This is a genomic window from Yersinia sp. 2545 StPb PI (genome assembly GCF_052217125.1).
GTDB lineage: Bacteria > Pseudomonadota > Gammaproteobacteria > Enterobacterales > Enterobacteriaceae > Yersinia > Yersinia enterocolitica_E.
This window is the reverse complement of sequence record NZ_JAZGPY010000001.1, coordinates 2,251,958-2,265,463: the sequence shown is the minus strand read 5'-3', so window position 1 is coordinate 2,265,463 and position 13,506 is coordinate 2,251,958. Positions and strand designations below refer to the sequence as shown.

The following is a 13,506-nucleotide window of genomic DNA, read 5'->3' as shown; positions in this document are numbered from 1 at the left end:
TGACCGAGGAGGTTACATGAGAGCTTATCAGCCTACCCCCACAACCAAGGCAGGGGCGCTCTGGCGTGAAATTGGTTTGCCGGCCAGTCGTGGCACGGTATTGGTGGATAGCATCAAATTGGGTTTTTCTGTCGATGTCATCGATAGCATCCATCTCTGGGCGTCCATACCTAAATCTGAAGTATTGCGTGCTACCGGTATTCCCAGCCGTAGTCTAACCCGCAGACGCACCCATGATGGCCGTTTCACACCGGAAGAGAGCGAGCGAATTGCGCGTTTCGTGCGAGTAATGGATGCCGCCGTTGATCTATTTGGTGGTGATAAAGGCAAAGCCATCGTCTGGATGTCGACGCCAATTAAGGGGCTTGGGCATCGCAGCCCTGACTCACTGCTGGAGACCGAAACCGGCGCGCTAGAAATCTGTGATTTAATTGGCCGGCTGGAACACGGTGTATTTTCATAGCTGAGTGCCAGGAAGGATAAAAGTTGTATAGGGAAGATGACATGGATAAGTTCACAATTACTAGCAACCCGACGGGGCAATACTTATGATGCTCTATCGCATTGTGATGCGCCGTTATCTTGCTTCAACCTGGACCGGCTATGGCGCTGAAATCTATGGCGGCCGCTGGAATCATAAAGGCCACGCTGCCATCTATTTAGCCAGTAGTGTGTCACTGGCAATGCTGGAAACACTGGTGCATATTCAAGACAGCTCAACACTCAGTGAGTTTGAATTATTTCAAATTGAGATTGATGATAGCAATATCATGCTGTTACAGCCACAGGATTGGCCCATTGACTGGCGTAACGACCCCGCACCTGTCGCTACGATGGATATCGGCACCGAGTGGTTGGCATCAGAATCATCAATTGGATTACTGGTCCCGTCCACACTGGTGCCATCAGAACACAATATGCTGGTCAACCCACGCCACAAAGATTTTCAGGCCTGTTTGAGTACCGCTAAAACACTCTCCTTCGCCTTCGATCCGCGATTGAAATAGCCAACCGGCTATGGCTTAGCTTGGTCTTTTTTCGGCAGCGTATTTTTCAATTGGCTAATCAACTGGCGGCGAAAATCTCCCAGTTTAGGTTTATCACCATCCAGCCATGGCAACGGGCGACATAGCTCCATCGCTTTGATACCCAGTCGGGCGGTCAGTAGCCCCGCCCCGATCCCTTGCGCCGCACGAGCCGATAAACGCGCGGCCAAATCCTGTGACAACCAGTCCATACCCACTTCTCGTACCAATTCGGAAGCCCCGGCAAAAGCAATGTTCAGTAACACTAAGCGGAATAACCGAATTCGGCTGAAATATCCCAATTCGATACCATACAAAGCAGCAATACGATTAATCAGACGAATATTACGCCAGGCGATAAAGGCCATATCCACGAACGCCAGAGGACTGACCGCAATCATTAATGCTGATTCAGCAGCGTAGCGGCTAATTTCTGCCCGTGCCTGATTATCCAGTGCTGGCTGTACCAGTTTGGCATATAACTCAACCACTTCTCGATCGTTATGCGTCTCATGCAAGGACGCCTGCCAACGTTGCAGTGCCGGATGCCCTTGATCCAGTCCGGCCTGACGCGCCAGTTTTTCACAAAAGGTGCGCCCTTGCCCGATACCGTGACTCACCAAGAGTTCACGGGCGATATCTCGCTCTTGTGCCCGCTGGCGTAAACGGTATAAGCGCCGCCACTCGGTCAACACCGAACCAACTCCGGCCACCACAATCAGCCCACCGGCAGTCGTTGCCCCCAGTGCTATCCAATCCTGCTGCTGCCAAGCCTGATTAACCCATTGCACTGACTGGGCAATTACACTGACACCAAAGAGTGCCAGTCCGGCCGTCACCATTTTGCGCCACAGACTGCGTTTGGGTTTCAGCGCAGCATTCACCAACCCTTCCACCCGCCCTTCTTCATCTTCAGCGTCTAGTTCAGGTGCCGCAGGGTAGAAGTTCTCCGCGGTTTGTTGATCAAAAGCCTGTGCTGCTTTTAATACTGGCCCATCAAGAGGCTGCAAAGGCTGTTCAAAATCTATCCGTGGTTTCAACGGCTCACTCATCGCAACTTATCTCCCAATAAGAACTCCATCACTGCATCCAGCCGAATATGGGGCAATGGGCTATCAACATTCACCGCTTGTGGACGAAATTCATCAAAATGAAAACCCTGTTGCTGCCAGAATGCCGGACCAGGCAAACGCGCCGGGACATCCCCCGGGAATACCGTCAGCGGTACACCATCCAGTAGGCGATGGCCACGCAATGCAGGGATTTTTTGCCCCTGATGTTCGACTATGCCACTTTCTGTCGCCTGTACCGATGCTAGCCCAACACAATCCATACTGATCCCTTCGAAAGCAGCATTTTGCCAGGCTTCCTGCACCAATTGCTGGAGTAACGATACTAGATTCGCGTGTTGATCCGCCGTCACGTGATCCGCTTTAGTCGCCGCAAACATCAGCTTATCGATACACGGCGAGAATAAGCGACGGAATAACGTTCGTTTTCCGTAATGGAAACTCTGCATTAATTGTGTCAGAGCCAGGCGCATATCGTTGAATGCCTGCGGCCCGCTGTTCAAAGGTTGCAAACAATCCACCAGCACAATTTGTCGATCAAATCGGACAAAATGTTCTTTATAAAAACCTTTCACCACTGAGTTGCAGTAATAGCTAAAACGGGTGCGTAACATACCCAAATTGGAATGTTTATCCGCCTGCGCCAGCCGTGATTCACTCAGTTCATTCACCTCCGGCCACGGGAAAAACTGTAGTGCAGGCGCACCAGCCATATCACCAGGCAGGACAAACCGCCCGGGTTGAATGAAATGCAGGCCTTCATTCTTGCAGCGAATAAGATAATCGGTATAGGCCTGTGCAATGGCCGCTAGCTGGTTTTCGTCTGCCGGTGCTAACGGATCACACTGCTGACACAATGTTAGCCAAGGTTTGGCCCACTGTGCGCGATCCCCTTGTAGTAGACCAGCCATCTGGCGGGACCAGCTTAAATAGTCCTGTTCCAACATAGGCAGGTCCAGTAACCATTCACCGGGGTAATCGACAATCTCCAAATAAAGTGTCGATGTCTCTTTAAAGTGGCGCAAAAGCGAATCACCAGAACGAAAGCGCAATGCTAAGCGAATTTCACTGACGCCACGGGTTGGGGTTGGCCAGTTTGGCGGTGTGCCATATAAAGACGCCAATCCTTCATCATAGGTAAAACGTTGAATACCCAAATCACGCTGCGGTACCCGTTTTACACCCAGTAGCCGCTCTTCGCGCACAGCCGAAAACAGCGGTAAACGTGCACCGCTGTGGACATGAAGTAATTGATTCACTAACGAAGTAATAAAGGCAGTTTTCCCGCTGCGGCTCAAGCCGGTTACCGCTAATCGCAGATGGCGATCCATCCCACGATTAACCAAAGACGTAATCTCATTTTGCAGTCGTTTCATGCTTCTCCTTGGCAAATTGGCCAGCAGCTGCCTGCATTGCGCGTTTTAACATTGGCTCGAGCAGCATCAGCAGCAACCAACGCAGGGGCTTGCGGCTCACACTCTTTACTATCAAGCCAGCCGCACTGGCTGGGCCATAGGCCAATGCAACAGTAAAGATAATTTTAACCAGTGACGTTAATACTACACCTGCACGTGAACGGGCGGGATTATTGTTCATCTTTTGCCCTCCGGCAGGCTGTATGGATAGGTAAGTAACATCTATGGGCAACATTCCCGGCTGCAATAATTGGTAACACTACAACTGGCGAAAACGGCTCTGGACACCAAAAGTCTCAGAGGTGACATAGCGCTCTACCTGGCGCAAACGCTGTTCCCCGGCGCCCAACTCAAACTCTAGTTGATCCAGCAGCTGACGAGGCGTTGCTTCATGCTGCCCATTAAAACTGGCTGCGGGGACCGGTTCCAGTATAAAAGTCAGTACGATATAGGCCGCGATAGTGAAAACAAACAAACCAAAGAACAGGGATAACACCACCATCACCCGAATCAATCGTACTGGAATATCAAAATAGTGGGCCAGACCAGCACACACCCCTTTGATCATGCCCTCTTCTGGCACCCGGTACAGTTTTTTGCCACTTAACATATTATTTTTAAAAACATCGCCCATTATGACTGCCTCCAGTTCGGATGTTGCGCATCAAGAATTTCTTCTAATGTTTGAATCCGTTCCCGCATCCGGCGAGCATCATCAGTTAACTGTGATAGGCGCTGCATATCCTGATGACTAAGCTGAGCGCCACTTTGCTGGCGATTGCTGTAATGCAGCCATAACCAAATAGGTGCGACAAACAGCACAAAAATGGTCAGTGGTATGGCAAGAAACAGGATACTCATTCGTTCCCCTTAATCATCTGGCGCGGGTATCCGCATTTTAATTATGGCAGGCCGCTTTATTGCTTACGGCCCGCCCGATATATTTTCGCCCCTAAAGCGATAAAACAGAGCAAAAGATAGGGCTTACGCAAATGGGTCAAGACCATTACTCAGCCGAATTCATTTTCGCTTTCAGTGCGGCCAACTGGTTACTGATTTCATCATCTGCTTTCAGTTCAGCAAACTGGCTTTCCAGCGACTTTTGTTTGCCGACCCCCACAGTTTCAGCCTCAGCTTCCATATGGTCAATACGCCGCTCGAATTGCTCAAAACGTGCCATAGCTTCGTCGAGTTTCCCACTATCGAGCTGGCGGCGCACATCGCGAGATGACGCAGCAGCCTGATGGCGCAGGGTCAGCGCCTGTTGTCTGGCGCGGGTTTCAGTTAGCTTACTTTCCAACTCGCTAATTTCATGTTTCATGCGGCTCAGTGTTTCTTCTACTGTGGCCACTTCGCGGGTCAGTGTATCAATCAATGCAGCAACTTTTTGTTTTTCAATCAGTGCCGCGCGGGCTAAATCTTCTTTATCTTTACGCAGAGCCAGCTCGGCTTTTTCCTGCCACTCTTGCTGCTGACTTTCGCTGTGATCGATGCGACGCAACAACTGTTTTTTCTCAGCTAATGCGCGGGCAGATGTTGAACGAATTTCGACTAGTGTATCTTCCATTTCCTGAATCATCAGGCGTACTAACTTTTGTGGATCTTCCGCTTTATCCAGCAATGTATTGATGTTGGCATTCACGATATCGGCAAAGCGTGAAAAAATACCCATAATGTATGTCCTCTTTGACTTAATGGCTTTCTGAAATAGCGGCGTCTGGTTGCATCCATTCGCCTAACTCTTGTGGAATAACTATTATCAAGAGTCGTGCCAACTTTTCATTAGTTTTAATAACTTGAAAAATAACAAAAAAATATTTTCTGCTTAAATTAAGATAGAATGTAAAGTGAGTGTTTTAACCAACTATTGGCGAATTTCATCATGAGCGAGCAATTAGAAAACCTGTTAGGCGAAGCAAACTCTTTTGTTGAAGTGCTGGAGCAAGTTTCCGGGCTGGCAAAGTTGAATAAGCCGGTGTTGGTGATTGGTGAACGAGGCACCGGTAAAGAGCTGATTGCGCACCGGTTACATTATTTATCAAACCGTTGGCAGGGGCCATTCATCTCACTTAACTGTGCCGCATTGAATGAAAACTTACTTGACTCAGAATTATTTGGTCATGAAGCTGGGGCGTTTACCGGTGCGCAGAAGCGCCATCTGGGGCGTTTTGAACGAGCAGATGGGGGGACGCTCTTTTTAGACGAACTGGCCACAGCGCCTATGTTAGTGCAGGAAAAATTACTGCGTGTGATTGAGTATGGTCATCTGGAGCGCGTTGGCGGCAGTCAGCCGTTGCAAGTGGATGTCCGGCTGGTTTGTGCTACCAATGACAATTTACCCGCTTTAGCGCAGGCAGGTAAATTCCGCGCCGACCTGCTGGACCGGCTCGCCTTTGATGTAGTGCAACTACCACCGTTACGTGAACGTCAGCAAGATATCATGTTACTCGCTGAACACTTTGCCATCCAGATGTGTAGAGAGTTAGGTCTGCCGCTATTTCCCGGTTTTACGCCACAAGCTAAACAGCAACTACTGGATTATGACTGGCCGGGTAATGTGCGGGAGTTGAAAAATGTGGTGGAACGTTCAGTTTATCGCCACGGGAATAGTGACCAATCACTGGATAATATCATTATTAATCCTTTCGCACCCCGACAGCCTCGTGAAAACAAAGCGCCGCAAATGGCAGACGTTCACGTTTCTGAACTTCCTCAATTGCCTCTCGACCTAAAGCAGTGGTTGCAAAACAGTGAACAGCAAATGTTGAAACACGCTTTGGAACAGGCGCGGTTCAATCAACGCAAAGCGGCGAGTTTACTCGGGCTAACCTACCATCAGTTACGTGGCATGTTAAAGAAACATGCTATTTTAAGCGGTGATATCGGTCAGTAGAAAAGAATTAGCTTCTCATTTCGTTCAGTGCAGAGGATAATAACCGGCTGATCTGAGCGAAAAGCTAATGAACCCCCTCCAGCCCCCGTAGATATTTACCTTTAACACAGACATCGACAGGGAGATTAATTAAGTAAGCGGCTTGTGCAAAACTGGATAGCCCTTTCGCTCCATTACCATTAACTTTATCTTCTGCTATAGTTCCATACCATTTATCATCTATTTTAATATTAATCGCATTAAGCGACATATCATCCGGTCGCCACATAATAGTCGCATTATATTTTTTAATTATCTGATTATAAATCATCATGCCGTTATCAGCATCACATTGTGATTTTAAATCTCCAGGTTTAGTCGCCAGTACCGAACTACAACAGAATACAACGGCCCCATAAATAACCACTTTCATAATATAACCTCTACATATTAGAAATATTAATTTTATAAAATAACGATTAACTTAAACATTCTGCTATGATCTTGATAAATTGAATCCATACTCCGCTTGTGCTTCGTTGACTCCATACTGCCAAAACACGCCCTGATCATCGGCCGTATTCCCATCCTTAATATCCATGTTCGCATCATGTTTAAAACTGGAGGTACAATAAAAGCGTTATGATAAGGATTCGCACTGGCACTCGATCGTGTTTGCCGATACAAAGGGTTAGGCATAAACTCATTAGCGATAACTTTGCCCTGACGCAACAGGTATGAAGTTGCTGACATAATTTGTTCTCCTAAAATTCTGCTATGCGCCATCCATTCCGATAAGAACGGCGAATAGCGAAAAATATGGTGAAGCTCCTGTTGCATACCACTCGCCCCCATGCGTAATATAAAATCCAATGTATAATCTGCACTATACATATTACTATCAGCCCTTATCTGATAAAGATAAACCAGTGCATCACTGCCCATTGTCGTTTGTATTTTTTTCAAAACTCGCTCTAAATAATTATAAGCAAAGCTTTTATCGGCTGTAGTAGAAATAAATATACTATCCGCTGATGTGGCATGGTCACCACGGCAACTTCTGCCACTAAGGTGTTCTACTACAGAATCATTATCACCTAAAGAGTGAAAACCCTGGCTGAATATCTCTTGATAATCGCGGGTATCAACACGCCAAACGATATCCGGTGGTTTAGCCCAACCACTCATAGTTATTATATAATAAATAAACAATAAAACCATTAATTGACATCGTTTCATAACGCCACCAGACTATATAAATACAGTTTCAGCACTAATATTTTTCATTTATTAATATAGCAATGGATGTATTGATTTCATAATACAAAAAAACTGAGTGCACACAGGATAAATATCATTATCATTTATAATTAAATCGTGATCGAACGTCAGTACACATAACATATGAAAGGACCAGCCGACGACAGGCAAAAAAAAAGCCAGCACCCGAGCTGGCTTAAAAAACACTGGAAGCAATGTGAGCAATGTCGTGCTTTCCTGTCTAAAACCAGAAGCTACTGGCCTTATCTCGAAGAGCAAAATGATGATAATGGTTATCAATAGCACTTGCAAACACTTTGTTGAGAATTTTTCTCATTCCCGCACTGATTATGATGGAATTATACTCAATTACAGCATCGAACACCGCCGCCGCCGCCCATTGCTCTCACTACATCCTCGCGTATAAACAACAATTTGCTGTTTATTCACCTCGATTGCTGCAACAACCAGCAGACAGTGCAGTTGTTTTACTCAATGGATTGGGGGGAGTGTCAGATTACGGTACACTAAGAGTATTGCTTACTTACTGCGAAGCGTTTATGCGTGCTTTACTTATTTGCTTGCTGTCGTTGTCTTGCCTTGCGACATCAGCGCTGGCGCAACCCGCCCCGGCCCCTCAACCCGCTCAACCGCTGCCGGATATCCGCCAACGTGGCTTCGTCTATTGTGTCAGCGGGATACTCAATACCTTTAATCCGCAGATGGCCAGTAGCGGATTGACCATCGATACCCTGGCAGCACAACTTTACGACCGCCTGCTGGACGTTGACCCGTATACCTACCGTTTAATCCCTGAACTAGCTGAAAGTTGGCAAGTGCTGGATAACGGCGCGACATATCGTTTTCATTTACGTAAAGACGTCCCCTTCCAGACCACCGATTGGTTTACCCCAACCCGGATGATGAACGCAGATGATGTGATATTCAGCTTTCAGCGGGTATTTGACTCACAACACCCCTACCACCATGTCAATGGTGGCGAGTATCCTTACTTCGACAGTTTACAATTTGCCGACGCAGTGCAAAGTGTCAAAAAACTGGATGATTATACGGTTGAATTTAAGCTGAAGGCTCCAGATGCCTCCTTCCTTTGGCATCTGGCTACCCATTATGCACCAGTACTCTCTGCCGAGTACGCCGACGTGTTGACCCAAAAAGGCCGACAAGAGCAGATCGATCGTGAGCCTGTGGGGACCGGTCCCTTCTTGTTGAACGAATATCGCTCCGGGCAATACATTCGTCTGTTCCGTAACAGTGATTATTGGAAAGGTTTACCGCGCATGCCGCAGGTGGTTATCGATCTGGGTGCGGGTGGTACTGGCCGCTTATCCAAACTACTGACCGGCGAGTGTGATGTGTTGGCCTATCCAGCAGCCAGCCAATTATCCATTTTACGAGATGACCCTCGCCTGCGTCTGACACTGCGCCCAGGGATGAATGTAGCTTATTTGGCATTCAACACCCGTAAGCCACCACTCAACGATCAGCGGGTGCGGCAGGCGATCGCATTATCGATTAACAACCAGCGATTAATGCAGTCAATCTATTACGGTACCGCTGAGACCGCAGCGTCTATTTTACCTCGTGCATCATGGGCATATGACAATCAGGCCCAGGTAACCGAATATAATCCAGAAAAAGCTAAAGAGATTCTAAAACAGCTTGGATTGACTAATTTACAATTCAATCTATGGGTGCCGACCGCCTCGCAATCTTATAATCCCAGCCCATTAAAAACGGCGGAACTGATTCAGGCTGATTTGGCTCAGGTGGGGATTACGGTCAATATAGTGCCGGTCGAAGGCCGATTCCAAGAGGCGCGGCTGATGGAGATGAATCACGACCTGACGCTGACGGGGTGGTCGACAGACAGTAATGACCCAGACAGTTTCTTCCGCCCGCTATTAAGCTGTGCGGCAATTCGTTCGCAAACAAACTATGCTCATTGGTGTGATCCGGCGTTTGATGAATTGCTACAAAAAGCATTACGTTCCCAGCAATTATCCGCGCGTATTGAATATTATCAGCAAGCTCAGCGTATTTTGGAGCAACAATTGCCACTGTTGCCATTAGCATCTTCATTACGGTTACAGGCATACCGTTATGATATTAAAGGTTTGGTATTAAGCCCGTTTGGCAATTCTTCTTTTGCTGGCGTGTTCCGTGAGAGCAATGAGGGCAAAAAACCATGATTATCTTCACCTTACGCCGCTTATTACTATTAGTGATAACGTTGTTTATGTTGTCACTGGTCAGTTTTAGCCTGAGCTACTTTACCCCTCATGCGCCGTTAAATGGCGCATCCTTAATGGATGCTTACCGCTTCTATTTCAATAGCCTGTTTCAGTGGGACTTCGGGGTTTCTAGCATCAATGGTCAACCTATTAGCGAGCAATTGCGTGAAGCCTTCCCCGCCACCATGGAATTATGTGTACTGGCCTTTACACTGGCCCTATTTGTTGGTATTCCGCTGGGGATTATTGCCGGTGTGATGCGCGGGAAATGGGCTGATATCGCCATCAGTTCTGTCGCATTACTTGGTTTCTCAATTCCTGTATTCTGGTTGGCGCTGCTGTTGATGTTGTTCTTTTCACTGCATTTAGGTTGGCTGCCGGTTTCTGGCCGGTTTGACCTGTTATATCAAGTGAAACCGGTCACTGGTTTGGCTCTGGTCGATGCATGGCTATCACCTTCGCCGTATCGCAAAGAGATGATGCTCAGCGCTGTGCAGCATATGATCCTGCCAATCACCGCACTGGCGGTGGCCCCAACGACCGAAGTCATTCGCCTTATGCGCACCAGTACCGATGATGTTATTGGGCAAAACTACATTAAAGCCGCCGCCACTCGCGGCCTATCACGCTTTACCATTATTCGCCGCCATGTGCTGCATAATGCATTGCCGCCCATCATTCCAAAACTGGGGTTACAGTTTTCCACCATGCTGACGTTAGCGATGATAACCGAAGTGGTGTTTAACTGGCCGGGATTGGGCCGTTGGTTGATAAACGCCATTCGCCAGCAGGATTACGCCGCCATTTCTGCAGGGGTAATGGTGGTCGGGTCGTTGGTTATCGTCATTAACGTCCTGTCAGATATTCTGGGTGCAATGATGACACCGCTAAAGCATAAGGAATGGTATGCCCTTCGATAATGTCTACCGTGAGAAGAAAATGCCCAGCCCGTTGCTGTATACCTGGCGGCTTTTTTATGGCGATGCCTTGGCAATGGTGGGCTTCTACGGCGTACTCGCCCTCTTGGTGCTTTGTGTGTTGGGCAATACACTGGCACCCTATGCCCTTGACCAACAGTTTTTGGGCTACCAACTGCTCCCGCCTTCCTGGTCGCGCTATGGCAACGTTTCGTTCTTCCTTGGCACTGATGATCTCGGCCGCGATATTTTAAGCCGATTATTGGCAGGAACCGCATCGACTTATGGCTCGGCACTGTTAGTCACACTGGCTGCGGCGCTGTGTGGCGTGATCCTTGGTGTATTTGCCGGTATCACTCACGGCTTTCGCTCCGCTATTCTTAATCATGTACTGGATACCCTGCTCTCTATTCCGTCGCTGCTGCTGGCCATCATTGTGGTCGCCTTTGTCGGGCCGAGTTTAGAACATGCCATGTTCGCGGTTTGGCTGGCACTGCTACCCCGAATGGTGCGAACCATTTATAGCGCCGTACATGATGAGTTAGATAAAGAGTATGTTATTGCCGCCCGTTTGGACGGTGCTTCCACCCCTCATATTCTGGCTTATGCTATTTTCCCCAATATTGCCGCTATTTTGGTCACTGAATTTACCCGGGCACTATCAATGGCAATTTTGGATATTGCTGCGTTGGGTTTTTTGGATTTAGGCGCACAATTGCCCTCACCGGAATGGGGAGCGATGCTGGGGGACTCACTTGATTTAGTCTATGTCGCCCCGTGGACCGTGATGTTGCCGGGTGGCGCGATTTTAGTCAGCGTACTGCTAGTTAACCTGTTGGGTGACGGCATGCGCCGGGCAATTAATGCGGGGGTGGAATAATGCCGTTACTTGATATTCGTAACCTCACCATTGAATTTATGACCTCTGAAGGGATGGTCAAAGCGGTTGATCGCATCAGTATTACCCTGACTGAGGGTGAAGTTCGTGGTCTGGTGGGTGAATCCGGTTCAGGTAAAAGTTTAATCGCCAAAGCTATCTGTGGGGTCAGTAAAGATAACTGGCGCATTACCGCTGACCGTTTTCGCTTTGACGACATCGATCTGTTGCAATTGACCCCACGCGAACGACGCAAGGTGATCGGCCATAATATCTCGATGATTTTTCAGGAACCGCAATCCTGTCTGGATCCCTCAGAAAATATTGGTCAGCAATTGATACAAGCGATACCGGGCTGGACCTATAAAGGTCGCTGGTGGCAACGTTTTCATTGGCGCAAACGGCGGGCAATTGAGTTGCTGCACCGTGTAGGGATTAAAGACCACACAGATATTATGCGCAGTTATCCCTATGAGCTGACTGAAGGTGAATGCCAAAAGGTGATGATTGCCATTGCACTGGCTAATCAACCTCGGCTGCTTATCGCCGATGAACCTACCAATGCCATGGAACCCACCACTCAGGCACAAATTTTCCGTCTGCTGGCGCGACTTAATCAGAATAACAACACCACTATTTTGCTGATAAGCCATGACTTGCAGATGATGAGTAAATGGGCGAATCGGGTTAACGTGCTGTATTGCGGCCAAACTGTGGAAAGTGCCGTTTGCGAAGACCTGCTGGCCGCCCCCCACCACCCTTATACTCAGGCGCTGATCCGTGCCATGCCCGATTTTGGCCGCTCCCTGCCACATAAAAGTCGCTTAAATACCTTGCCTGGGGCTATTCCATCACTGGAGCATTTGCCCGTTGGCTGTCGTCTTGGGCCTCGCTGCCCTTATGCGCAAAAAACCTGTATTGAAACACCGCGCTTGCGGCTGGTAAAAAACCACGCCTTTGCCTGCCACTTCCCCTTAAATCTGGAGGAGCAATAATGGCAGAGACTCTGCTCGAAGTCCGTAATCTGAGCAAAACCTTCCGCTACCGCACCGGGTTATTTCGTCGTCAGCATGTGGAAGCAGTCAAATCGGTCAGTTTTACTTTACGCGAAGGCCAAACCCTGGCGGTGATTGGTGAGAACGGTTCCGGTAAATCCACCTTGGCAAAAATGCTGTCGGGCATGATTGAACCAACGGATGGTGAATTACTGATTGACGATCATCGCCTGTCCTACGGTGATTATGCTTACCGCAGCCAACGTATCCGTATGATTTTTCAGGATCCGAGCACCTCACTTAACCCGCGTCAGCGCATCGGCCAGTTGTTGGATGCGCCACTGAAATTGAACACTGATTTAGACGCGGTGGCTCGTGAGCAACGAATCTATCAGACCTTGCGGCAAGTGGGATTACTGCCCGATCACGCTAACTATTATCCGCATATGTTGGCGTCCGGCCAGAAGCAGCGTATCGCACTGGCACGGGCACTTATCCTGCAACCTAAAGTGATTGTTGCCGATGAAGCACTGGCGTCTTTGGATATGTCCATGCGCTCACAGATTATTAATCTGATGCTGGAATTACAGGAAAAACATGGCATATCTTATATTTATGTCACCCAGCACTTAGGCATGATGAAACATATCAGCGATCAGGTGATTGTGATGCATGAAGGAGAAGTGGTGGAGCGTGGTAGCACGGCCGAGGTGCTGGCATCCCCGCTGCACGATCTGACTAAGCGGCTGATTTCCAGCCACTTTGGTGAAGCTTTAACCGCCGATGCCTGGCGGCGGGACTCAGGCCATTTTTAGGCGGG

At 48.4% G+C, this 13,506-nt stretch carries 16 protein-coding genes; 8 read left to right on the top strand and 8 right to left on the bottom strand.

Features of this window, described 5'->3' with window-relative positions; genetic code table 11:
* Positions 1-16 precede the first annotated feature (16 nt).
* Complete coding sequence (locus V1955_RS10560; RefSeq protein WP_083158773.1) at positions 17-463, top strand: DUF2384 domain-containing protein; 447 nt, start codon at positions 17-19, stop codon at positions 461-463.
* Positions 464-548: 85 nt separating this feature from the next.
* On the top strand, positions 549-1,007 hold the full coding sequence (locus tag V1955_RS10555; protein ID WP_372569216.1) for an RES family NAD+ phosphorylase: 459 nt from the start codon (positions 549-551) through the stop codon (positions 1,005-1,007).
* Positions 1,008-1,015: 8 nt separating this feature from the next.
* On the opposite strand, the gene V1955_RS10550 is transcribed toward V1955_RS10555, so the two are convergent.
* The 6 genes from V1955_RS10550 to pspA form a co-directional block, all read right to left on the bottom strand.
* On the bottom strand, positions 1,016-2,077 hold the full coding sequence (locus V1955_RS10550) for a TIGR01620 family protein (protein ID WP_442820868.1): 1,062 nt from the start codon (positions 2,075-2,077) through the stop codon (positions 1,016-1,018).
* A complete protein-coding gene (locus tag V1955_RS10545; RefSeq protein WP_083158770.1) occupies positions 2,074-3,471 on the bottom strand; it encodes a YcjX family protein in 1,398 nt (465 codons plus the stop codon). Before V1955_RS10545 ends, V1955_RS10550 begins: the two co-directional genes overlap by 4 nt.
* A complete protein-coding gene (gene pspD, locus V1955_RS10540; RefSeq protein WP_083158769.1) occupies positions 3,452-3,691 on the bottom strand; it encodes a phage shock protein PspD in 240 nt (79 codons plus the stop codon). Before pspD ends, V1955_RS10545 begins: the two co-directional genes overlap by 20 nt.
* A 78-nt stretch (positions 3,692-3,769) precedes the next feature.
* Positions 3,770-4,144, bottom strand: a complete 375-nt coding sequence (gene pspC / locus V1955_RS10535) for an envelope stress response membrane protein PspC (protein ID WP_193784654.1) — start codon at positions 4,142-4,144, stop codon at positions 3,770-3,772.
* Positions 4,144-4,371: an envelope stress response membrane protein PspB gene (pspB, locus tag V1955_RS10530; protein ID WP_032906081.1), complete on the bottom strand. Its 228-nt coding sequence runs from the start codon at positions 4,369-4,371 to the stop codon at positions 4,144-4,146. The genes pspC and pspB overlap by 1 nt, the downstream gene beginning before the upstream one ends.
* A 145-nt stretch (positions 4,372-4,516) precedes the next feature.
* Complete coding sequence (gene pspA / locus V1955_RS10525) at positions 4,517-5,182, bottom strand: phage shock protein PspA (RefSeq protein ID WP_083158768.1); 666 nt, start codon at positions 5,180-5,182, stop codon at positions 4,517-4,519.
* Between the two features lie 210 nt (positions 5,183-5,392).
* Between pspA and pspF the strand changes: the two genes are divergently transcribed.
* Positions 5,393-6,403, top strand: coding sequence for a phage shock protein operon transcriptional activator (gene pspF / locus V1955_RS10520; protein ID WP_372569218.1), 1,011 nt, complete (start codon positions 5,393-5,395; stop codon positions 6,401-6,403).
* A 64-nt stretch (positions 6,404-6,467) separates the two neighbouring features.
* On the opposite strand, the gene ytxB is transcribed toward pspF, so the two are convergent.
* Entirely contained in the window at positions 6,468-6,815 is a 348-nt protein-coding gene (gene ytxB / locus V1955_RS10515) for a putative AB5 enterotoxin binding subunit YtxB (protein WP_442820867.1), read from the bottom strand.
* A 32-nt stretch (positions 6,816-6,847) separates the two neighbouring features.
* Positions 6,848-7,621, bottom strand: coding sequence for a putative AB5 enterotoxin ADP-ribosylating subunit YtxA (gene ytxA, locus V1955_RS10510; RefSeq protein WP_442820866.1), 774 nt, complete (start codon positions 7,619-7,621; stop codon positions 6,848-6,850).
* A 581-nt stretch (positions 7,622-8,202) separates the two neighbouring features.
* On the opposite strand from ytxA, the gene sapA reads away from it, so the two are divergent.
* The 5 genes from sapA to sapF are packed head-to-tail and all read left to right on the top strand — an operon-like array spanning position 8,203 to position 13,501.
* Complete coding sequence (sapA, locus tag V1955_RS10505; RefSeq protein ID WP_372569884.1) at positions 8,203-9,855, top strand: ABC transporter substrate-binding protein SapA; 1,653 nt, start codon at positions 8,203-8,205, stop codon at positions 9,853-9,855.
* Complete coding sequence (gene sapB / locus V1955_RS10500; protein WP_083158764.1) at positions 9,852-10,817, top strand: putrescine export ABC transporter permease SapB; 966 nt, start codon at positions 9,852-9,854, stop codon at positions 10,815-10,817. Before sapA ends, sapB begins: the two co-directional genes overlap by 4 nt.
* Entirely contained in the window at positions 10,804-11,694 is an 891-nt protein-coding gene (sapC, locus tag V1955_RS10495) for a putrescine export ABC transporter permease SapC (RefSeq protein ID WP_083158763.1), read from the top strand. The genes sapB and sapC overlap by 14 nt, the downstream gene beginning before the upstream one ends.
* Positions 11,694-12,686: a putrescine export ABC transporter ATP-binding protein SapD gene (sapD, locus tag V1955_RS10490; protein WP_083158762.1), complete on the top strand. Its 993-nt coding sequence runs from the start codon at positions 11,694-11,696 to the stop codon at positions 12,684-12,686. The genes sapC and sapD overlap by 1 nt, the downstream gene beginning before the upstream one ends.
* The gene (gene sapF, locus V1955_RS10485) at positions 12,686-13,501 is read left to right on the top strand and encodes a putrescine export ABC transporter ATP-binding protein SapF (RefSeq protein ID WP_032906086.1); all 816 of its coding nucleotides are present in this window, start codon (positions 12,686-12,688) and stop codon (positions 13,499-13,501) included. The genes sapD and sapF overlap by 1 nt, the downstream gene beginning before the upstream one ends.
* The last annotated feature ends 5 nt before the right edge of the window (positions 13,502-13,506 follow it).